Below are 20,933 nucleotides of genomic sequence, written 5' to 3'. Positions count from 1 at the left end.
TGGAAATCAACCGGGTCCATCTGCAAGAAAAATAAAAAGGCGCATGTGTGCGCCTTTTTATTATCCCTCTATTTGTCCATTTTCACGAGCGGTTGCCTCATCCTTTATTTCCTCGCGCATACCGGCAATGCTTTCTCTGCGGCGTGCGTTTTTTTCTTCAATTTCCTGGCGCTGCTCGGAATTGGCATTCATCATAGTTTCTTCTGCTCTTTCCATATTGCCGATTGTATTCTGCACCATGTCCTGAAGTCTTTCTACATTGTTTGATCTGTCATCTGGTTTCGGTTTGTTGTTCATTCCATAATCCTCCTTTTGATGATGATTCATACAATAGCCTTTCCTATTCGCCTAGTCTTTAACGAGGTAATTTGTGGAATTTATGAATTTTGCACATACCTAAATTTACATATTTTTTCACTTTCGAACACAAATGTATTTATATCATACAGCTGAAGCTCTGAACAAAATTAGAAGCAAATATATAGACAAATGCCTATCTCCCTCTATACAATGCTTTATAAACAGCTATTGCTATTCAAAACCTTTTTCCCACGTCTAATGGTTTTTTAAGCTTGCCAAATGATTGATTTTCTTTATTTTAACAATATATACATTACATTTTACCTATTTATATATAAGTTTAAATACTTATAATAAATATATATATTATTTAGGGAGTTGAATTGAGTGGAAGCTAAATCCAATTTAATGAAAAAGCTCTTTCCGCTGTTCGCCTTAATCGCCATCATTATTGCGGCGGTTTCCTGGTCGTTAAAAGATGTTGATAAGCCAGTCACTGTCTCCTTTTCCTCAATGGAAAAGATTATACAAGAACAAAATGGCGCACCCGTTTCTCTCGAGGAAAAGCCAGATGGCGCCCTTTATTTGACAACGAAGGATCATCAATACGTCTCCTACACTTCCCCTGGAAGCTCGTCAGTAGACAGATTGGTTGAAACATATAATATCCGCTATTCCTATTCTAATAAAGGACCGTATGATAATTGGATTATCGGCGGCGTCCTGCTCGCTGTTATTGCGTTGGCAGCTGTTCTTTATAAAAAAGGACGAAGCGGAGCAAATTCATCAACAAAAGCTATGAAAAACAGCTTATCAAAAGCGGTTCCTCTTCCTTCTATTACACTAAATGACATCGGGGGACTGTCCGCTGAAATGAAAGCTGAAATTAAACAAACGCTGGCTATACTAAAAAATCCTGAGCGGTCAGCTGAAATTGGAGTAAAGGCCCCGCGGGGAATCTTGTTATATGGTCCTCCGGGAACGGGCAAAACGCTGCTTGCACAGGCGATCGCCAAGGAACTGAATGCCACTTTCTTTTCAGCAAGCGGGTCTGCGTTCACTGAACTATTCGTCGGGGTCGGTGCTTCCCGCGTCCGCAGCCTGTTTGAACAAGCTAGAAAGCAAAAACCTGCCGTCATTTTTATTGACGAGGTGGATGCTCTGGCCGGACGGCGCAAAGCCCATGGCGGCGAGGAGGCAGAAAGAACGTTAACTGAACTGCTCGTTCAGCTTGATGGCGGCCACTCTAACGATGATATCTTATTTATAGCCGCCACGAATAGAAAAGATATGCTTGATGAAGCGTTCCTTCGTCCGGGCCGGATTGACTTCTCTTTCCTTGTGCCGCTTCCAGATACGAAAGGCAGACGCGAAATTATTGACATCCACATTAGAGGAAAAAAACTTGCTGACAATGTGCTTTCCCGGCTTGAAGATCTGGCAGAAAGCACGTCCGGATTTTCGGGTGCAGAATTAAGTTCGTTGTTTGAGACGGCCAGCCGCAGCGCGATCCGCAACGAGCGAAGTGTCATCGAAAAGAGCGACCTTGATTATGCGCTCGACCGCACGATTCTCGGCAGCACTTCCCGCACGCTTCAAGACCCTGAAACAAAGCGCCGTGTCGCCATCCATGAAGCCGGCCACGCGCTGGTCGCTGCTGCTACTAAGCCCGGTTCTGTCAGAAAAGCAACAATCATTCCAAGAGGACAGGCGTTAGGTTATGTGGCTCCTATCCCAAAGGAACTCCATTTGTCTACTGCCAGTGAATTGATGGATCAAGTAGCCATGATCTTGTCAGGCGGGACAGCTGAGCGCAAATTTCTTGGTGAACATAGCATTGGGGTAAGCGGCGACGTGCAGCAGGCCAAGCAAATTATTGAACAAATGGTCGATATGGGCGTCTTGCAAGACGGGTTCACCCTTACATTCGGGAAAATGGAACGGGAAACGAAAATGCAGGAGCTTTTCCAAAAAGCGCTCTCACGCTCTGAAACACTGATCGCTGAACGGGAAGACCAGTTTCATCAATTAGTTGATGCCTTATTAAAAAAAGAAACGCTAGAGGGCTGGGAAGTAGAGCAAATTGTAAATGGCTCCTCTAAAGCAAATGAAGTGAGCGAAAAAGAAGCTGTGCTCGTTTAAATACCTTTATTATTAAACCGCAAAACAGGATGCACCTATTCAGTGCATCCTGTTTTATTTACTTCTCTGTATAACGGCAAGCCTTGTCTCATTTAGAAACATCCCATTCCAGCTCAGCGAATGCTTTTTTCTCCCCCTCCCTATATTCCTCAGGCATTTCTTTTCCAAGAATATAATAATCAAGTGTTTCTTTAGGCACTTTCTGATAATCTTTTGCCTTATACATATAGAAAGCAATTCCAAGAAGTGTCCAAACAGCTAAAGCAATAAGGGAAGGGGCTCCAAGAGCAGATGGAGAGCCAGGGACAAGCAGCAAGGCTAAAAAGACGATACTTGACAATATCCCTAAAAGGCAGATAAGCTTCTTGACCGGTGAAACCGTTCTTCCCTCTTCCTCACTCTCCCCTTTTCTCCCTCTTAAGTAATCGCTTTCAAATCCCCAGACAAACTGTTTAAATGCGGCGAGGCACGTATAAAGATACGCAATCGTGACGCCAATCGCTGACATATCCACAATCCATAATAAAACAGGGCGGCCAAACCACGGAGCCAGCAAACAAAGAACGCAAGTAAACAAGATTCCAATATAAGGAGTTTTATGTTTACTATGCAATGTAGAAAAGGCAGCGGGAAGAATTTGCGCTCTCCCCATCGCAAACATTAAGCGGCTTGCTGACACGTAAAAACCATTTAACCCTGTAAAGATCCCCATACAAACTGAGATGGCCAAGCAAATAACCCCTAGTACACCTAACCTTTGAGAAACAATATCTCCCGTTCCCCATACCGGCTTGCCGGCAACAAGCTGCTGCCAAGGTCCGCCGACAGCTGTGGCTATCACCATAAAAGCATATAAACAGATGGCAACGATAATAGAATAAATAATTAAAGAGAAAGCTTTCTTCGCCGGGAAATTAAATTCTTCTGCTGCTTGAGGGATATTATCAAATCCGACAAAAGCCCAGGGAGCAACAGCAAGTATCGCTACAACCCCGGCAATAGGAGCAATTCCTGGTTTAAAGGCTGGCGTCATATGAGTGAAACCGGAGGCGGGGTGCAAGAGCATGCTGGCTGTTAATAATATGATTCCCAAAACAAGGATCAGACAGAAGATAAATTGCAGCTGTCCTGACAAGGAAGCGCCTTTAATATTAAACCAAGCGAAAAAGATAAGGACAGCACTTGCAACCAGGACTTCCCCTAGATAAACTTGCCATCCGTTGATTTCATATAAAAAGATTGTATTTGTAATGGAAGGGAAAAGAAATTTTCCAAGCAGCGCCATCGCTGAAGCATTCAAAGCTACAATGCAAATGTAGCCTAGCGTTAAAAACCAGCCGCAAAAGTAGGCATGTGTTCGGCCAAATCCAAGGTAAGCATATGTGAAGCCTCCGCCCGAAACCGGAAACTTGTCTATGAGAATGCCGTAGCTTACAGCAATAATCATCATAATGAAACCGCCAAGAAGCAAACCGATAATCACTCCGGCCGGCCCCGCTTTTGCCATCCATTCCGTTGGCAATATAAAGGCTCCCCAGCCAATTGCAGATCCTAGTGCAATGGCCCACACCCAATGCGGCTTAAATGTTTTATCAAGCTGAACCCTTTCTTCCATCGTATACCTCCTGTACTGCCGGATTATCCGACTGCTTCTTCATATGGCTTTAATCAGCTAATCAAAAATACTAATTGGTCTGCCGCTTTCTAATTTGCAGCAAGCTGTATCAATAGATAGCCTTTTCTCAGATGGAGGAAACATGTTTTTTAAAAAAAGGGGCTTTTCAAGAAAGCCCCTTTTGTCTTTACCAGTTTTTATGATCAAGGTGTGCATATTTTTCAAGCAGGCGCGTCGGCATTTGCAGTGCATCTTTTCTGAATGGCGGTGCCAATTGTGTGCCATCCACTAAAATGTCAATGACCGTTGGTTTTTTTGCGGCAAGCGCTGTTTCAATCGCTTGTCGCAGGTCTTCCGGGTTATCTACACGGATTCCCTGAGCCCCCATGCTTTTCGCTACCTCGGCAAAGTTGGGCCCTTCAATATCCGCTCCCACAAAACGATTATTGTAGAAGTCTACCTGATTTTTCTTCTCGGCACACCAAGCACCATTATTGAATACACAAGCAATGACCGGCAGATTTTGCTCTACTGCTGTGCTTACCTCATGGAGGCTCATGCCCCAAGCACCGTCTCCAACAATACAGAAGGCTGGAGAGGACGGATCAGCCAGAACAGCTCCCATAGCCGCTGGATAGGCGAAGCCGCAGTTTCCAAATGTCAGAGCGGCTAAGTGCTTGCGCGGCTGATTAAATGTTAAATAGGCATTAGAGGTAGATGATGTATTGCCAATATCAGAAGCAACCACCGCATGATCTGGAAGCGCCCGATTAATTTCCAGCAGAGCTCTTCTCGGATTCATCGGCTGGCCAGGCACCATAGCCAGATCAACAAGCTCTTGCTCCCACTTCTCCTTTTCAACAGCCATTTGCTGCAGGCGTTCTTTATTTGGCTCAAAGGAGGCACCGCTGTTTGCCAACCGTTTTAAAATTTCTGCTGTAGCATCGTAAGCATCGCCAAGAATCCCGACTTCCACCGGATGCGTTCGCGCAATATTCCGATGATTAATATCAATTTGAATAATTTTAGCACTTTTCGGAAAATAGTCAATGTCGTAGCATGGAAGTGTGCCGAAAACAGATAGTCTCGTTCCAATGGCCAAAAGAACATCTGCTTCTTTCAAAGAATTCATCGCCGCTTTGGAACCCATATAACCAATCGGTCCTACGGCTTGCGGATGGTCTGCCGGAAATGCATCATTATGCATGTAAGAAACAGCTACCGGCGCACTTAACTTCTCCGCTAGATCTTTCACAAGTTCAATAGCGTCTGCATCAACTGCCCCCCTGCCTGAGATAATCACCGGGTTTTTAGCGGCTTTCAGCAGCTCTACCGCTTGATCAATAGCCTGGGAATCTCCAAAGCCCTTCTTCTCCACACGATATTGTGACGGCTTTAAAATATAATCTTCTACTTCTCCGTAGAAGTAATCACGCGGGATATGATAAAGAACCGGTCCGCGTTCGGCATATGCCAGGCGGAAAGCGGTGCGCAAACAGTCTGCCACACGGCTCGGGTGTGTCACCTTTACTGTTGCCTTCGTAATCTTATCGAATACCGAAGCTTCATCACATTCCTGGAAGCCGTCCCATCCGATTGTCTTAGTACCGGCAGACGGGGCAATGACGATCATCGGCGTATGGGCCATGTTAGCAGCTGCGACGGATGTAACCATATTGGTCACTCCTGGACCGTTTTGTCCGATCACCACTCCTGCCCTTCCAGTGATCCGTGTAAAGGCATCTGCCATATGAGCCGCACTTTGTTCATGGCGAACCGGAATAAATTTAATGCCGGCTGTTGGCAGCAAATCCAGCATATCCATGAAGGCTGAGCCAAGAATACCGTATATTTGATCAATGCCTTCCGCAAGCAGGGTCTCAACAATGGCCTCGCTTGGCGTCATCTTTAATTTTTTCCCTTGCATCACTTTTAGTTCTTTTTCTGCTTTAACCATATTTTTTCATCCTCTCTTTTGATCATCTCTTTTATTTAGTATCTTGAAAGACTTCAAAGATCGTGTTGACAAGAAACTGCAAATCTTCTTCTGTCGAAGAGAGCGGCGGAGCTACGATAAGAACATTGTTAAAACCGGGCACTGTATCACCATTTCTTCCAATAATTAATCCTTTCTCTTTGCACTTGGCAATGATCTCACCAATGACTGGGTCGGCAATCGGCTCTTTTGTCTCTTTATCTTTCACTAACTCCAAGCCGTACAAAAAGCCTTTAGAGCGCACTTCCCCGACAAACGGATGATCAGCCAGCTCATGCAACTTACTCAACAATGTTTCTCCAAGCCTGGCTACCCTTGCGACTATGCCTTCCCGCTCAATAATTTCAATGTTCTTTAAAGCGACAGCACAGCTTGCCGGATGCCCTCCGTATGTTGAGACGTGGCGAAGGTGATTATCTGTGCCTTGTTCTTTGAATTTTTCATAAATGCGGGAATGAACAGCAGTCGCTCCAAGCGGCAAATATCCGCTCGTCAAGCCTTTCGCCATCGTTACAATGTCCGGCTGTACTCCCTCAGAGTGCATAAAGCCAAACATCTTGCCTGTACGGCCAAAGCCCGAAACAACTTCATCAATGATCAGCAATACATCATGCTTTTTGCAAATTTCAGCCACTCTTTGCAAATAATCGCTCGAAGGCACGATGACTCCGCCGCCGGAAATAAATGGCTCCATAATAACGGCAGCGACCGATTCGGCTCCTTCCCACACAATCATTTGGTCAATTTGATCAGCAGCGACTTTATCACAATTGGTTACTTCCTCTCCAAAGGGACAACGGTAACTATATGGAGGCGGAACATGGAGAAAGCCTGGCACGCCTGGATCATATTTCACGCGCCGGTTCGCTTGCGCGGTCGCACTTAGCGCCCCAAGCGTTGATCCATGATACGCACGATATCTGGAAATAAATTTATATTTTCCCGGATTGCCATTTTGCTGATGATATTGCCGGGCAATTTTGAAAGCGGTTTCATTCGCTTCAGAACCGCTGTTTGAGAAAAAGGTTTTATAGGAATCTCCCAGAAGCTCGCTTATTTTTGCAGATAATTCAATCGCCGGCTGATGACTCAATGTAAGCGGAAAATAAGAAAGCCTTTTCATTTGTTCAGCGGCTGCTTCTACAATTTCCTCGCGCCCATGTCCCAAGTTTAAACACCAAAGCCCTGAAACCCCATCCAGATAACGCTTGCCTTCCAGATCGGTAAACCACGCTCCCTCTCCTGACTCGGCAATCATCGGTTTACCGCCTTCTACATGCCGGCTCATCGCATGCCACAAATGATCAAGATCTTGTTTTTCCAGCTTTTCACTGTCTCGCACTTCTAATTGAGTCATCCTCTTTTCCCCCTTTAACAAGTAATCACAAGTAGTTAATCATCTATTAAACTCAGCTGGCTCTGCAGCGAATTTATTAGGAAATTTCTTTGACGTCTAACCCGCTCCCTTCTTAACTATTTGTCACATCATGTCGTCATGTCGTCCGTACCAGTTGATGTATCATCGTTGTTATTTATATTAAAACACACGTTTTTAAAATATTCAATCTATTCTAACTATATTACCTATTGTAAAATCAGCTTAGTCTTATCCGTTTTTTTAATAGGTGGGACAACAGCCCAACTGGCAGAGAGCAGATCTGCTTTTCATGCGGCTGCCCTCTCATTAACTGTTTCTTTGGCTTAACTTTATGCGAAAGGAGTACATATCAGACCGGAAAGAAGCCACATAGTATTCAATCAGCCTGCCCGAGTGATCCATCAATTTTCTCTCTGTATTTAAAACGTTAAACGAATCCGCAACCTCTAGCAGCTCCGCATCTTCCGCACTTAAAAAGCCGCTCGTAATCAACTGTTCTGCTTCAGCAAGCTGAATGCCCAAGTTTTCCTCCATCAAGTCAAACAGCGTTCCTTTGTCAATATCAAACTTTGCCAATTGACTTCCGATATCAACAGGATAATATTGCAGCTCAATAGCAAGCGGGATATCATTCGCATATCTGACACGTTTGATAAAGTAAGCCTTTTGAAAGCCCGTGGCTTCCACAATTTCCTCAGGCGGATCAATAATTCCATGTGTAATCAGTCTTGCTCCCGGTTCCATTCCCATCTTTCGGATGGTTTCTGTCGTGCTCGTTAATGAACCGAGCCAGTCCTGAATCACTTTCGAAGAAATAAATGTCCCTTTGCCATGGACTTTTTCGACAATCCCCTCCCTGACAAGGTGTGCAACAGCTTCTCTTACTGTGCTCCTGCTTACTTCATATTCATCCATCAATTGCCGCTCGCTCGGAATTTTATTGCGGTAATGCCCTTCATTAATCAAGCCTTCAATTTTATTTCTTAATTGAATATGAAGCGGCACCGGATCTTTAGGGTTCAGCTTCTCCATATGAATACCCCTTTCCTTGTAATTGTTCTTTCTTCTTTTTATCTTATGATGATTGGGCAAGATTGTAAAACAATTCCTAAAAAACCTCTTGCGTTCTCCTTGTATAAAAACATGAGAACGCAAGAGGTTTTAAGATAAGCTGCCTGATTGGGAGAAAACGAGCTCTATCAATTTTTTGCTTGTCAGCTGTAGCGCTTCTTCAAAATAAACCATATAAAACTGCCTTGTTAATGTGACCCCCTCTATCTTTATTTCTTTTAAAGTCCCCAATTGCAATTCCTTCTTCACTGCGGATTTAGAAATAATGGCGATGCCCAAATCCGCTTCCACCGCACTTTTGATGGATTCTGTATGTTCAAGCTCTAAAACCGTCTTTAGCTGGTTGGGGTCAACCTCATTTTTTCTGAGACTGCCTTCGATCACCTGCCTCGTTCCCGATCCTTTTTCTCTAATAATAAACGGCAAGGATGTGAGCTCCTCCTTTGACAGGCGCGTGCTTTCAATGATTTGGGAGGAGCTTGAAGCAATTAAAATAAGCTCATCTTCCTGAAAGGGGATTTGCTTCAAGTTTGGGTACGAGAGCATGGATTCAATAAAGCCCAGATTCAGTTCGTGTTTATACAACTTCTCGATAATCTGCTCAGAGTTGCACATTTTTAAATGCACATCAACGAGCGGGTACCGCTTTTTATAGCCGGCAATTAAAAATGGCAGCACATGCTCGCCGATGGTCAGGCTGGCTCCGATATTTAAATGGCCAGCTACCTCCCCTTTGAGCTCTTGCAGCTCGTTTTGAATCTCATTCATTAAGAAAAGCATTTTTTTTGCTTTCTGATATAGTATTTGCCCTGCCGGCGTTAATTCGACCTTTTTTGTTGTCCGTTCAAACAATTTTGCCTGAAGCATATCTTCCAAATGCTTAATCTGCAGACTGACAGATGACTGGGAGATGTGCAATTCTTTCGCCGTCTGCGAAAAGTTTTTATTGTTTGCTACTGCATAAAATAACCGTAAATACTCTAAATTCATTTTTCTTCTCCCCTCTGTTCCCCTTTCATTATAAATGAACGAGAAGAGCTTTTTCACTTAAATCGCGCGAAAGATCCATAAAATCAGCGGCGACAAAGCCAGCAGTCCGGCGAAACCGGCCACAGCGACTGCTGCCGGCTTGATGCCTTCCTTGGCAAAATCCTTGTAATTCACATTCAACCCAAGCCCGGCCATCCCCATCGCCAGCAGATAAGTGCTCAGCAACAGGCAGTAAGAGACGATGCTGTCAGGAAGAAAGTGAAGAGTATTGATAAAGCTGGTAAACAAAAACCCAAATATAAACCATGGAACCGGCAAGCTTTTCAGCCCTTTTTCTGCAAGCTCCTTCCGGTTGACAATCAGGCTGATCACTAAAGCCACAGGTATTAATAACAGCACCCTTCCAAGTTTGACGACGATCGCAGCCTGACTGCTTTCCTCCCCTCCTGGCACAGCAGCGGCAACGACATGGGCAAGCTCATGAAGCGTCGCTCCCGTCAACACCCCGTACTCATACTTGCTGACAGGCAAGTAGGGAAACAAAAAGATATAGAGCAGTGCACCGATCGTTCCTAAAATAGCAATACATGAAACAGCGATAGCCGTGTGTTCTTGTTTGTTCTTCATAATGGGGGCAACCGCAATGATAGCAGCTGCTCCACAGATCGCTGTTCCTGCGGCAATCAACATTGACAGCTGCTTATCAAGCTTGAACGCTTTTCCAAGCAAGAGGATAAACAGCATTGTAAATGTAATGACTAAAACATCCGTTGCCAAAACAGCATAGCCGGCCGCTGCAATATCCAGCAAATTGAGCCGAAAACCAAGCAAAATAATTCCGGCCCGCAGCAGGACCTTGCTGCTGAATTGAATGCCCTGCTGGTAATCTTGCTTGACTTGAGCAGTGTTTTTCCATATCATTCCGATCAAAATGGATAAGATCATCATGCCCATAATTTGAAAAAAAGGCAGCTTCGCAATTAAACCCGAAACAATGGCGATCAGCAAAGTGAGCGACACTCCTTTTGCCGCTCCGCGAAATTGGCCCTGTTTTTTCCGTCTCTCCTCTGTATAGGACTGTAATTTTGGTGCTTCCAACCTGATCACCTCCGCAGTAGTTACATTAACCGTAACATACTTTGGCTGCTCCATTATTTTGATTATCTGATAAGTGTTATTGTATTCCTTCATGAAAAGCCGGCTCAGGAACCTGCCAAGCCATCCCAGCGAACGCGCCAATGACTTCTGCACAAAAAAAGCGACCTGTACAGGTCGCTTTACTGCATTACTTATTTCTCTTAGGAGGCTCCTCCTGTTTTGGAGCAGGGCGCTTTCCCCACCAAAATTCATTCACGCGCCGCATATGCTCCTGGCGTTCTTCCTCTGTCATGCCTACTCTTTCTTCCGGCTTATTTTTTTCGCTCATTTTAAATTCCCCTCCGCAGGTGATTTTGTCATAATATCTTATGCACCTTAAAAGAAATGGTGCCTCATAGACTAGTCACATTACAAGAGGGAAAAGCTTTTTACCGTTTAGCTGCCCTGAACCCCGCCGCTTCTGCTTCTTCTTTTGTGCAAAACATTTGTTCAGGTTTTGTTGCTTCATAAGACTGGTTTCCCGGCATATGATAGATTTTCTCTCCCCCGCCTGATATATTCCCTTTTATTCGGCAAGCGGGCTGGGAAGAGGCTTGATCGCCGCCTTCAGGCTGTTCTGCCCTATAGCCGCGGTCAGTTACATAATCCTCCACTGACCAAATGCCGAGACGCTGCTCGCGGGCATGCTGCTGCACCTCTTCAAAGCGGTCAACATATTTCGTATTCGGCGGAAAAACAGCTACGCGCGCCAGCCCTTTGGCGACCAGTTGCTCATTTACAAGCTCTTCGTCCAGCCATACATAGGCAAGCACACGTCCATAACGGTCGCGTTCTTGAACATCCATTTCTAAAGATACTTGCTTATCTGTCAAAAGATCTTTCGTATAAGCTGAAGCTTCCGGACCGAATGGCTGAACCCCGAGGCGCGGATGTTTCGTTTCCGGCGTATCAATCAAGGTCATTCTCACTCTTTCTTTTTTGCCGCTGGTGAATTGAATATCAAACGTGTCGCCATCAACCACGTAAACAACTGTGCCCTGCAGCCGGTCTTCCGCTGCTAGTTGCTCTTCCTTTTGCTGATCCTCTGCGGGATCTGCCGGCGGCGCGGCCGGATTCTCCGATGACGGCTCTGCTGCGCAGCCGCTAATAAGCAAGAAAACGGCAAGAAATAAAGCAGTTTGGATTTTACTCATTAAAAACACCTGTTTCTCTATAGTTATTCTCTAGAGGTATACGCATGAAAATAATGAAGTACATCCTCTACATATTGGTCGCTGTGATTATAAGAATAAATGGCTTTTTTTAACTTGCCCTCAGCTGCTCCGTGCGCCTTTAAATAAGCCGCTGCACTGAAAACGGCATCTTCAATATCGTAAGGATCTGCTTTGCCGTCTCCATTGGCATCCACCCCGTAGCCGCCATATTTTTGAATAACAGCCGGATTGACTTTATCTTGATTCGGAATGTTTCCCTTTCCAAGTCCGCTGCATGTCGGATGGCTCCAGCCAACAAACGTGCATGGCATAAATTGCAGCGGACCTTCTGCGCCAGCCGGTGACAACATAGGGTCCATTGTTGAAAATCTCGTCTCTACCCGATGATGGGCCGCCAACAGCTCCCAAGGCACGCCATATTCTTGTTCTGCTGCCTGATACACCGGAATAAACTCTTCTGGGATAGAAGATTCGACAACAGAATTTTGCGGAGCACTTTTCTGATTCAACGCTATATACACTAATGCGGCTATAACTAGTAAAAAGAATAATTTTCTTTTTACTGATTTTTTGAGTTTTCTCTTTTTCATACTGTTCTCTCCAAAATAGAAAATCGGTTCGCATTTATATTAGATAACTAAAGGGAAATCTGCAAGCAAAAATAACGCCGTTCAGAAAAAGACCGTCCTGCATCGGACAGGACGGTCAGTCTAAAGTCTGATTTTTGAATGATCGGCGCCCGTTCGGCTTATTTTAATAACGCCTAAGAAACACGCTTAGTCTATAAATAGGCAAGCCCTATTTCTGCGGCGCCCGAAGCGATTTGATCAGTTCTTTTCTTTCTTGCGCAAGTGACCGGTACAAGGACAGCATCATTAATATCATGATGACTGAGAATGGCAGAGCGGCTATAATTAAAGCATTTTGCAACGCCTGCAACCCTCCGCTGTACAAGAGAATCACCGCTATGAGTGATTGGGCAATTCCCCATGTCAACTTCACACGTGATGGCGGTGTTAACGAGCCATAGGTTGTTTGCATCCCTAATACAAAAGTGGCTGAATCAGCAGAGGTAATAAAGAAGGTGCTCACCAAAGCAACGGCCACTACAGAGAGTACAGATGACCACGGGAGCTCATTGAACACGGCAAATAATACTTCCTCTGTCGCATTTTTTGTTAAGTCCACTACACCTGAGAACTGCAGGTCAATCGCCGCAGAGCCAAACACAGCAAACCATAAAAAACTGACAAGCGCCGGCATAATAAGCGTCCCTATTAAAAACTCGCGAATGGTCCGGCCTTTAGATACACGCGCAATAAAAATACCGACAAATGGGGACCAAGAAATCCACCATGCCCAATAAAAAATAGTCCAGCCATTAATCCACGTCCGATGCTCCTCATTTAAAGGAGCAATGCGAAAACTCATATTTACCAGGTTTTGCAAATAGCTGCCAAGGGTATCTGTAAACATATTCATCGTAAACAGCGTCGGTCCGAGAATGAGCATAAGCCCCAACAGCGCAATAGCTAATACCATATTAGCATTACTCAATATTTTGATGCCTTTGCCTAATCCGCTCATAGCAGAAATTAAGAATAAACACGTGACAACAATGATGATGACCAGCTGCACAGAGAAGCTGATCGGCGTGCCGAATAAATAAGACAACCCGCCATTAATTTGGGCCGCTCCAAAGCCAAGTGTCGTAGCTACACCTACGACGGTAGCGAATACAGCCATCACGTCAATGGCTGTGCCAAGCGGGCCTTTTGCCTTTTCTCCTAAAATTGGAACGAGTGTTGCGCTGATTAGCCCTGGCTCTCCTTTACGGAACTGATAATAAGCAAGCGCAAGCGCTACAATAGCATAAATGGCCCATGCATGAATGCCCCAATGAAAAAATGTATAGCGCATCGATTCTTTAACTGCCGCTTCTGTGCCTGCTTTTGCTAAAGGGGGATCGATCGCAAAATGACTCAACGGCTCTGCTGCCCCCCAAAATACTAAGCCTATTCCCATACCTGCACTAAAGAGCATCGCAAACCATGTAGGAGTAGAATAATCAGGCTTTTCTCCGGGCTTCCCCAGCCTAATAGCTCCTACAGGGCTAAAAATTAATAATAAGCAAAATAAAACAATACCAGAAACCAAAATTAAATAATACCAGCCAAAGGCTGATGTAATAAATGTTTGAACATTGCCTGTCAGCTGTTCAAACGTTTGTGGCGCTGCTACGCCAAATACAACCGCAGCGAGCACCAAAGCGAGTGTAATCCAAAAGACATTTGAAATTTTCTTCACAAAATTCTCCTTTCATTATTTAAACGAAATTAATGCACATGGGAATGGGCAGTATATAATTGCGTTCAATCGCGCTTTTTCGACAGCCTCTATTACCCTAACAAATAACTGGAAGCCTATCAAGTAAAGACACTTTCTCCTCTATACCTTACCCCCATCCGTGTAAAAAAAACCCCCGCGGGCGCATGAACGCCGGCAGAGGATTAGAAAGCGATTACCGTTCATTATGCTGGGAAAAGGTTTGTTCTTCCATTGCAGCTTTATATAATTGCGAGAGGCCATACGTTTGCTTTTCCGCCTCCGCAATCGCGCTTCGCATTTGCTTTTCCTGTTGTTTCGCTTCCGTTAGCTTCTCTGTAAATTTGTCAATCTTGCGTTGAATCTCCTGTTTGCGGCTGTTTAGTTTTACCAGCTCGTCATCGGAGAGATGAATTTCCAAAACCAATTCAGGCTCGTAATCATGATATTTATCTAACACTAAGGCGCTCATATCATTGAACACCTTATCGATTTTCTTTTCAAGCTGGGTCTTTTCGGTCTGATAATAACTGGATTTGATAAAGGTGGAAACTGCTCCAATAATTCCCTTCTTCTCTTTTTCCTGCTTGGCTAACTTTGCTTCTACTCTTCTTAAATCCTCCTGCAGCCGATTGTTCCTCACGCTTAGCTCACCGAAATAAGGACGGGCCGGGTCTTTCTTTAATTGCTGTGTCAGCTTTCCATGAAGCTGCTGGTTGTAAGCCTCTGTTTGCCGAAGCACCGTCTCTACCTCCCGCAGCTCCTCTTCTAAAATGGACAGCCCTTTTTTCCAGTCGTTTTGCTTTTGAACTTTTTCATTGACTGAGCGCAGCATGTTTCTGTAATCATCAAACCGCTTATTCCAAGAACGATTAATGATCGCCAGCTCCTCATCCTGTTCTTCTTCAGACAGCTGGTCTGCCAAATAAGGAAGCATTGTTTCAAATAAAACCATCGGCAATAATCCTTTGTTAAATAACAGGTTTTGATAGCGGTAAAGAATTCCGCCTCCTTTGAAAATGAGTGATAACAGCAGATCCGGATTTGTCATCCAGGAAAAATAAGCAGCCTCCTGTGGTGCAAAAGCAGACGCCTGTCCTGTATTTGAAAAACACTGAAGCAAATATTTATAAAAACCAAAGCCTGTCTTTTCCACAATGGCAGTAAAAACAAGAAAAGGATCGTCTGAAAGAGCTGCATGCAGCTCAGCCTTTGTCCACTCCGACAGGTGAATCCGCTCCTTCAGCTGTTCCTGCTGGTAAGTTGGCAGCTGTCCAATAAAGGCTAACATTTCATCTACCCAAATCATGGCGGCCGCTTCTTTTTCAGCTTTGGATTTCTGAGCATTCATATGTCTGTACAGCTGGGTCATTTCCCAATGAACAAGAAACTCCACCTTGTTTTTCTCAGGAAACTGGTCAAATGACTTGGCGAAATCCTTATATTGCTTTTGAAGCTGCTGAAAAGCTTCTTCAATAATTTCTTCGCATTGTTTTATCACTTTATAAGGATCATCTAACAGCCGCATCGGAAGCTTAAGCGCCTTGCTTAACTCCAGCAGCAAATCAAGCTGTAATTCTTCATCCTTTACTACATTTAATTTGTCGGCTTCCTTCTGCAGCCACTCATAAAAATGAGCAGATTGTTCTTTTGAGACCAAGTCCTTCGTTTTGGAAGAAACAAGATCCCAAAAATTCAAATCATGCAGCATAACATATACAAAGCGCAAATGCGCACCTTTTAGCGACACGAGTGAATGTGCCAATTGCCGGCCTTCCATCATAATCAATCCGTCCAATCTGTTGAAGTTATTTACGTATCATTATATATCAAAATACCAAAAGAAGACATTTTTAGAAAGGAAATCGCTATTCTCTGCCTGCAGTGTCGAACCTTGTCTAAAACTAATCAGTCTGATTTCCCGTGTGTTATTGCAGAACTGGCAAAATTTCTTTAAAATTAATATATAATTCTGAAATTTTTATAATTTCAAGAAATTATTAACCAAGGAGGATGTTTATGGAAAATACCAAATTGAAATCCCCGCTCCAAGAAGAAAAAACCATCTATGAAAACATTGCCTCAAGTCCAAAGTTTATACAAATGGTGAAAAGTAAAAACAAGTTTCTCGTCCCTCTTTCCGTCTTCTTTCTGCTCTTTTATTTTTCGCTGCCGTTGCTCACATCCTACTCAAACATCTTAAATAAACCGGCGCTCGGCCCCATTTCATGGGTCTGGATTTTTGCGTTCGCTCAATTTATCATGACTTGGTCTCTGAGCATGATTTACGTAAGGAAGGCCAACCAATTCGACCAACTGTCAGATGAGATTTTGAACGACTTTCAAGCAGAGGACAAAGGAGAGCAGCAATTATGAGTATCGTCGGTTTAGTATTCTTTGTGGCAATCGTCGGGTTGACTCTTGTGATCACTTACTTTGCGGCCAAACGGACAAATACAGCCAGTGAATTTTATACAGCTGGAGGCGGACTGACAGGCTGGCAAAACGGACTGGCCATTGCGGGGGATTATTTATCAGCAGCTTCCTTCCTTGGCATCGCCGGCGCGATCGCTTTAAATGGCTTTGATGGCTTTTTTTTCAGCATCGGCTATCTTGTTGCTTATTTAGTCGTACTTTATTTAGTGGCTGAACCGTTGCGTAATTTAGGAAAATACACGCTGGCAGATATGATTCATGCCCGCTTTGAGCAAAAGAAAGTCAGAGCGACAGCTGCTCTCAGCACCATTACAATTGTTATTTTCTATATGATTGCCCAGCTTGTCGGCGCCGGCGCCCTTATTCAATTACTGCTCGGCATCGATTACTGGATAGCCGTTTTGATCGTCGGTGTCATGATGACCATTTATGTACTCTTTGGGGGCATGACGGCTACAAGCTGGGTACAGATTATTAAAGCTGTTCTGCTGATGATTGGCACAGTCATCATTTCTTTCCTTGTATTAATGAAGTTTCACTTTAACATTTTTGAAATGTTCTCCGATGTGAAGTCAGCTACCTCACATGGCGAAAACTTTTTAAACCCCGGCGTGAAATATACAAATCCTGTTGATACACTGTCTATGACGGCAGCTCTCGTATTCGGAACAGCCGGACTTCCGCATATTCTTATGCGCTTTTTCACTGTAAAAGACGCTAAAACAGCGAGAAGTTCTGTTGTTTATGCTACCTGGATTGTTGGCATCTTCTACATTCTTACGATCTTCCTTGGCTTTGGCGCCGCTGCCTTTGTCGGTTCCGAGAACATCATAGCTGCCAACGCTGCCGGCAATATGGCTGCTCCGCTGCTTGCCCAGGCTCTAGGCGGCGACATGCTGATGTCGTTCGTATCGGCTGTGGCCTTTGCCACTATTCTTGCTGTCGTAGCTGGATTGGTCTTGTCAGGTGCTTCCGCCTTTGCCCATGACATCTATGGCGAAATTATTAAAAAAGGCAACGTAACGGAAAAACAGCAAATGCTTGCTGCTCGCTATGCTTCCATTTCGGTGGCTGTCTTTTCCATTTTGCTTGCTTTGTTCGCCCAAAAAATGAATGTTGCTTTTCTAGTTTCTCTTGCCTTTTGCGTAGCTGCCAGCGCCAATCTTCCAGTGATCTTATATACAATTTATTGGAAGCGCTTTAACACGACTGGGGCTGTTTCCGCCATGTTAACCGGCCTATTATCCGCACTGATCCTAGTAGCTGTCAGTCCAAATGTATTAGGACCTGAAGGCACAGCCATCTTTGTCGGCACTCCGCTATTTCCGCTCACGAATCCAGCCATCGTCTCTATACCGGCCGGCTTCCTGGCCGGCTATATCGGCACGGTTCTTTCGGCGAAATCGGATGCCCGTAAGTTTGCAGAGGTAACAGTGAAAGCAAATACCGGGTTTAAAGGATAGGCATGAAAAACAACAGCCGATTCAGGCTGTTGTTTTTGGCTTTTCCCGGCTGTCCTGTTATGCTTTACAATTGATGTCTTAATCATTCGTATAATGAAGCGGCTCCCGCGGAAAACGCTGTCTGCAGCGAAATGGAGAAAGGAACAATTATTAACAACGCTTCATAAATGAAAAAGCAGGTGAAAATATGAGAAAATGGATTTTACTGGGCTTACTGATTGCGAGCTTTCCTTCTGTCTCTTCAGCTGCCGCCCCCTCTTCTTTTGAAAGTAAACTGTCTGAGCAATTAACTGCTATCAAAGACAGCAGTCAGATCATCGTGGTGGAAGGAAAACAAACAAGCTATCAGGCAACTCTGCGGACGTATGAAAAAAGAGGAAGCAAATGGATACAAACTTACAAAACAGCAGCTGTTATAGGAAAAAATGGGCTGTCTTCCTCTAAAAAAGAAGGAGATGGGCGCACGCCTTCCGGGCTGTTCCCTATCGGAGAAGGATTTGGGTTTGCCCAAAAACCAGCTCGGATAAACATGCGCTATACACAAACAAATCACTATCATTATTGGGTAGATGATCCTGGTTCACCCGATTACAATAAGTGGGTCTATTACAGAGGAAATCCGGATAAACGGTGGAAATCCTACGAACGAATGAACCATTTTTTATACAAATATGCCGTTGTTATCAAATACAATGAAGACCCGATCATGAAAGGAAAGGGAAGCGCTATCTTTCTCCACAGATGGAGAAACCCTTCAAGCCCTACTGCCGGTTGTGTAGCCCTTAACGAACGCCAGCTGCTGTATGTTATGCGCTGGATCATGCCGTCCAAACAGCCTCGAATTGTCATCGGAGATCAAGCCTCCATCCTTGCCGACCTTAGATCTTCGACTAAATAAAGAGGTCAAACGAAAACAGAAAAAGGGATCCAAAGGCCAGCCGCCTGTTGATCCCTTTTTCTGTTTTATTTGGTTAAAACTTAACTGTATTGCTACATTTGTTCCATTCTATTTTTAACGATAGCTAATCCGTTTTTCAATTCTTCGTTTAATGCCTTTTCCTTCTTTGTCAAATTAGCAGATGGTTCTTGCGGATGAAGAGCCAAATGTAAATACTGTTTGTATGTAATATGGACATCGAGCAAAACAGAATATATATCAGCCATCGTTTCAGGAGGATCAGCGAGTTCAGACAGCAAATCATGGCACTTTTCTGAATCTTGCTGCAGCTGCTGGGCCATCTCTGCCTCCGACATTGCCTCATAAGAATGGCTCTGCCCAGCTACAATTCCTTCTCCTTGACGGCTAACTACTCCCTGGCTATCAGAATGGCTAGAAACAACCGACTCTGCTTTCACCGCACTCTTGTCCATCAACTGATAAATCACTTCGAGCTGTTTGGCATAGGCCTGTTCATCTTTGTATTCTTTAAAATAATAAAGAGAAATTCCCACAAACAGCAAGGCGCCGCAAAGAACCAAAAAAAGAGCTTTCCCGAAATAACTCGTTTTAATGGATGAGCGTTTAACAATCATGTCTATCACCTGGCCCTTTACTGTTTATTCTCCTCATAGTCTGCCGCTCACATTCATCTTGCAGAAATTATATCATAGAACATTCGACAAAAAAGAAAACCTTACAGGATTTAACAAAATTGATACATTTGTAAGAATAAGGATTTACTATCCATAAAAAAACCTGTCATTTTATTGACAGGTTTTTTAAGGGTTAAATTAGCTCTTCTACTGCTTTGTAATCGTATCCCAGGTCTTTAGCTACCGCTTCGTACGTAACATGACCTTTATAAGTATTCACTCCAGGTTTCAATGCAGGGTTTTCTTGAATCGCTTGAGTGAATCCTTTGTTAGCCATTTGTAAAGCGTAAGGAATGGTCACATTTGTCAAAGCTACTGTAGAGGTGCGCGGAACAGCTCCAGGCATGTTAGCTACCGCATAATGAACAACTCCGTGCTTTTCATATGTCGGGTTATCATGTGTTGTTACATGATCAACTGTCTCAAAAATACCGCCTTGGTCAACAGCTACGTCAACAATGACAGATCCCGGAGACATTGACTTCACCATTTCCTCTGTCACAAGTTTCGGCGCTTTTGAACCCGGAATTAATACAGCTCCGATGACAAGGTCAGATTCTTTAACCGCTTCAGCAATATTAAATGGGCTGGACATTAATGTTTGAACGCTGGATCCAAAAATATCTTCCAACTGGCGCAGACGCTCTGCACTTAAATCGATAATCGTTACGTCCGCTCCAAGGCCGGATGCGATTTTTGCCGCATTTGTTCCTACCATGCCGCCGCCGATAACTGTTACTTTACTTTTCTTCACTCCCGGTACTCCACCAAGAAGGACACCTTTGCCGCCTTTGTTTTTCTCAAGGAATTGAGCGCCGATTTGCGCTGCCATACGGCCAGCAACTTCACTCATAGGTGAAAGCAAAGGAAGTGTGCGGTTAACTGACACCGTTTCATAGGCAACACCTGTTACGCCGTTTTCTACAAGCGCTTTTGTCAAGGCAGGCTCTGCTGCGAGATGCAAGTACGTAAATAACAATAAATCTTTACGGAAATATTGGTATTCCGATTCGATCGGCTCTTTTACTTTCAGCACCATTTCTGCTTGAGCCCATACATCTGCTGCTGAGTCAATCAACTGCGCGCCAAGCTCTTGGTACTCTTCATTAGTGAAACCGCTTCCAAGACCCGCATCTTTCTCCACTAATACTTTGTGTCCGGCTCTAACTAAAGTAGTAACTCCAGCTGGAGTGATGGCTACGCGGTTTTCATTGTTTTTAATTTCCTTAGGAACACCAATAATCATCTGAACATCTCTCCTTCTTTTCAATATACGTCTATATTATGATATATTTTTCGTCATTTCATCATT

18 protein-coding genes are annotated in these 20,933 nt (G+C 44.1%); 4 read left to right on the top strand and 14 right to left on the bottom strand.

All coding sequences use genetic code 11. The annotated features are described in order from the left end of the window. Positions 1–60: 60 nt before the first annotated feature. Positions 61–297, bottom strand: a complete 237-nt coding sequence (gene tlp / locus BBA02S_RS10510; protein WP_041100927.1) for a small acid-soluble spore protein Tlp — start codon at positions 295–297, stop codon at positions 61–63. 390 nt (positions 298–687) lie between these two features. Here tlp and BBA02S_RS10505 point away from each other — a divergent pair, with 390 nt between their 5' ends. Beyond that, positions 688–2,442, top strand: coding sequence for an AAA family ATPase (locus tag BBA02S_RS10505; protein WP_041100925.1), 1,755 nt, complete (start codon positions 688–690; stop codon positions 2,440–2,442). A gap of 88 nt (positions 2,443–2,530) precedes the next feature. Here BBA02S_RS10505 and BBA02S_RS10500 read toward each other — a convergent pair whose 3' ends face one another. The 11 genes from BBA02S_RS10500 to BBA02S_RS10455 all read right to left on the bottom strand — a co-directional run bounded on the left by BBA02S_RS10500 (position 2,531) and on the right by BBA02S_RS10455 (position 15,912). Continuing rightward, positions 2,531–4,057: an APC family permease gene (locus BBA02S_RS10500; RefSeq protein WP_041113174.1), complete on the bottom strand. Its 1,527-nt coding sequence runs from the start codon at positions 4,055–4,057 to the stop codon at positions 2,531–2,533. A 187-nt stretch (positions 4,058–4,244) separates the two neighbouring features. Further along, positions 4,245–6,014 carry a sulfoacetaldehyde acetyltransferase gene (gene xsc / locus BBA02S_RS10495; protein ID WP_041100921.1) on the bottom strand — a complete coding sequence of 590 codons (1,770 nt, stop codon included), beginning with the start codon at positions 6,012–6,014 and terminating at the stop codon, positions 4,245–4,247. A gap of 31 nt (positions 6,015–6,045) precedes the next feature. Next, entirely contained in the window at positions 6,046–7,410 is a 1,365-nt protein-coding gene (locus BBA02S_RS10490) for an aspartate aminotransferase family protein (RefSeq protein WP_041100919.1), read from the bottom strand. Positions 7,411–7,737: 327 nt separating this feature from the next. Further along, positions 7,738–8,463 carry a GntR family transcriptional regulator gene (locus BBA02S_RS10485; protein ID WP_041113173.1) on the bottom strand — a complete coding sequence of 242 codons (726 nt, stop codon included), beginning with the start codon at positions 8,461–8,463 and terminating at the stop codon, positions 7,738–7,740. 129 nt (positions 8,464–8,592) lie between these two features. Further along, complete coding sequence (locus BBA02S_RS10480; protein WP_041113172.1) at positions 8,593–9,492, bottom strand: selenium metabolism-associated LysR family transcriptional regulator; 900 nt, start codon at positions 9,490–9,492, stop codon at positions 8,593–8,595. A 57-nt stretch (positions 9,493–9,549) separates the two neighbouring features. Continuing rightward, on the bottom strand, positions 9,550–10,590 hold the full coding sequence (locus BBA02S_RS10475) for a YeiH family protein (protein ID WP_231557137.1): 1,041 nt from the start codon (positions 10,588–10,590) through the stop codon (positions 9,550–9,552). 187 nt (positions 10,591–10,777) lie between these two features. Further along, on the bottom strand, positions 10,778–10,918 hold the full coding sequence (locus tag BBA02S_RS20640) for a hypothetical protein (RefSeq protein WP_156136660.1): 141 nt from the start codon (positions 10,916–10,918) through the stop codon (positions 10,778–10,780). Between the two features lie 100 nt (positions 10,919–11,018). Further along, positions 11,019–11,783 (bottom strand): thermonuclease family protein, encoded by a 765-nt coding sequence (locus BBA02S_RS10470; protein ID WP_041100913.1) that lies wholly within the window; start codon positions 11,781–11,783, stop codon positions 11,019–11,021. 23 nt (positions 11,784–11,806) lie between these two features. Beyond that, the gene (locus tag BBA02S_RS10465; protein WP_041113171.1) at positions 11,807–12,394 is read right to left on the bottom strand and encodes a lytic transglycosylase domain-containing protein; all 588 of its coding nucleotides are present in this window, start codon (positions 12,392–12,394) and stop codon (positions 11,807–11,809) included. Between the two features lie 208 nt (positions 12,395–12,602). After that, positions 12,603–14,111: a glycine betaine uptake BCCT transporter gene (locus tag BBA02S_RS10460; RefSeq protein WP_041100909.1), complete on the bottom strand. Its 1,509-nt coding sequence runs from the start codon at positions 14,109–14,111 to the stop codon at positions 12,603–12,605. A gap of 214 nt (positions 14,112–14,325) precedes the next feature. Then, positions 14,326–15,912, bottom strand: coding sequence for a coiled-coil domain-containing protein (locus BBA02S_RS10455; protein ID WP_041113170.1), 1,587 nt, complete (start codon positions 15,910–15,912; stop codon positions 14,326–14,328). A 236-nt stretch (positions 15,913–16,148) separates the two neighbouring features. Here BBA02S_RS10455 and BBA02S_RS10450 point away from each other — a divergent pair, with 236 nt between their 5' ends. From BBA02S_RS10450 to BBA02S_RS10440, 3 genes are all read left to right on the top strand, one after another. Then, the gene (locus BBA02S_RS10450) at positions 16,149–16,505 is read left to right on the top strand and encodes a DUF485 domain-containing protein (RefSeq protein WP_041113169.1); all 357 of its coding nucleotides are present in this window, start codon (positions 16,149–16,151) and stop codon (positions 16,503–16,505) included. Beyond that, entirely contained in the window at positions 16,502–18,028 is a 1,527-nt protein-coding gene (locus BBA02S_RS10445) for a solute symporter family protein (protein WP_041100902.1), read from the top strand. Before BBA02S_RS10450 ends, BBA02S_RS10445 begins: the two co-directional genes overlap by 4 nt. A gap of 187 nt (positions 18,029–18,215) precedes the next feature. After that, positions 18,216–18,926 (top strand): L,D-transpeptidase family protein, encoded by a 711-nt coding sequence (locus tag BBA02S_RS10440; RefSeq protein WP_082028250.1) that lies wholly within the window; start codon positions 18,216–18,218, stop codon positions 18,924–18,926. 92 nt (positions 18,927–19,018) lie between these two features. Here the strand turns inward: BBA02S_RS10440 and BBA02S_RS10435 are convergent, their stop codons facing one another. Further along, positions 19,019–19,561: a hypothetical protein gene (locus tag BBA02S_RS10435; RefSeq protein ID WP_041100900.1), complete on the bottom strand. Its 543-nt coding sequence runs from the start codon at positions 19,559–19,561 to the stop codon at positions 19,019–19,021. A gap of 193 nt (positions 19,562–19,754) precedes the next feature. Continuing rightward, complete coding sequence (gene ald / locus BBA02S_RS10430; RefSeq protein ID WP_041100898.1) at positions 19,755–20,867, bottom strand: alanine dehydrogenase; 1,113 nt, start codon at positions 20,865–20,867, stop codon at positions 19,755–19,757. Between the last annotated feature and the right edge of the window lie 66 nt (positions 20,868–20,933).

It is taken from the genome of Bacillus badius NBRC 15713 (genome assembly GCF_001591605.1).
GTDB classification, from domain to species: domain Bacteria; phylum Bacillota; class Bacilli; order Bacillales; family Domibacillaceae; genus Pseudobacillus; species Pseudobacillus badius.
The sequence above is the reverse complement of the archived record's forward strand: the minus strand, read 5'-3'. Positions and strand labels throughout refer to the sequence as shown.

Excerpts from the sequence above, each read along its gene's own strand:
- tlp (WP_041100927.1), bottom strand. The coding sequence starts at position 297 with ATGAACAACAAACCGAAACCAGATGACAGATCAAACAATGTAGAAAGA.
- BBA02S_RS10500 (WP_041113174.1), bottom strand. The coding sequence starts at position 4,057 with ATGGAAGAAAGGGTTCAGCTTGATAAAACATTTAAGCCGCATTGGGTG.
- xsc (WP_041100921.1), bottom strand. The coding sequence starts at position 6,014 with ATGGTTAAAGCAGAAAAAGAACTAAAAGTGATGCAAGGGAAAAAATTA.
- BBA02S_RS10490 (WP_041100919.1), bottom strand. The coding sequence starts at position 7,410 with ATGACTCAATTAGAAGTGCGAGACAGTGAAAAGCTGGAAAAACAAGAT.
- BBA02S_RS10485 (WP_041113173.1), bottom strand. The coding sequence starts at position 8,463 with ATGGAGAAGCTGAACCCTAAAGATCCGGTGCCGCTTCATATTCAATTA.
- BBA02S_RS10480 (WP_041113172.1), bottom strand. The coding sequence starts at position 9,492 with ATGAATTTAGAGTATTTACGGTTATTTTATGCAGTAGCAAACAATAAA.
- BBA02S_RS20640 (WP_156136660.1), bottom strand. The coding sequence starts at position 10,918 with ATGAGCGAAAAAAATAAGCCGGAAGAAAGAGTAGGCATGACAGAGGAA.
- BBA02S_RS10470 (WP_041100913.1), bottom strand. The coding sequence starts at position 11,783 with ATGAGTAAAATCCAAACTGCTTTATTTCTTGCCGTTTTCTTGCTTATT.
- BBA02S_RS10465 (WP_041113171.1), bottom strand. The coding sequence starts at position 12,394 with ATGAAAAAGAGAAAACTCAAAAAATCAGTAAAAAGAAAATTATTCTTT.
- BBA02S_RS10455 (WP_041113170.1), bottom strand. The coding sequence starts at position 15,912 with ATGATGGAAGGCCGGCAATTGGCACATTCACTCGTGTCGCTAAAAGGT.
- BBA02S_RS10450 (WP_041113169.1), top strand. The coding sequence starts at position 16,149 with ATGGAAAATACCAAATTGAAATCCCCGCTCCAAGAAGAAAAAACCATC.
- BBA02S_RS10445 (WP_041100902.1), top strand. The coding sequence starts at position 16,502 with ATGAGTATCGTCGGTTTAGTATTCTTTGTGGCAATCGTCGGGTTGACT.
- BBA02S_RS10440 (WP_082028250.1), top strand. The coding sequence starts at position 18,216 with ATGAGAAAATGGATTTTACTGGGCTTACTGATTGCGAGCTTTCCTTCT.
- BBA02S_RS10435 (WP_041100900.1), bottom strand. The coding sequence starts at position 19,561 with ATGATTGTTAAACGCTCATCCATTAAAACGAGTTATTTCGGGAAAGCT.
- ald (WP_041100898.1), bottom strand. The coding sequence starts at position 20,867 with ATGATTATTGGTGTTCCTAAGGAAATTAAAAACAATGAAAACCGCGTA.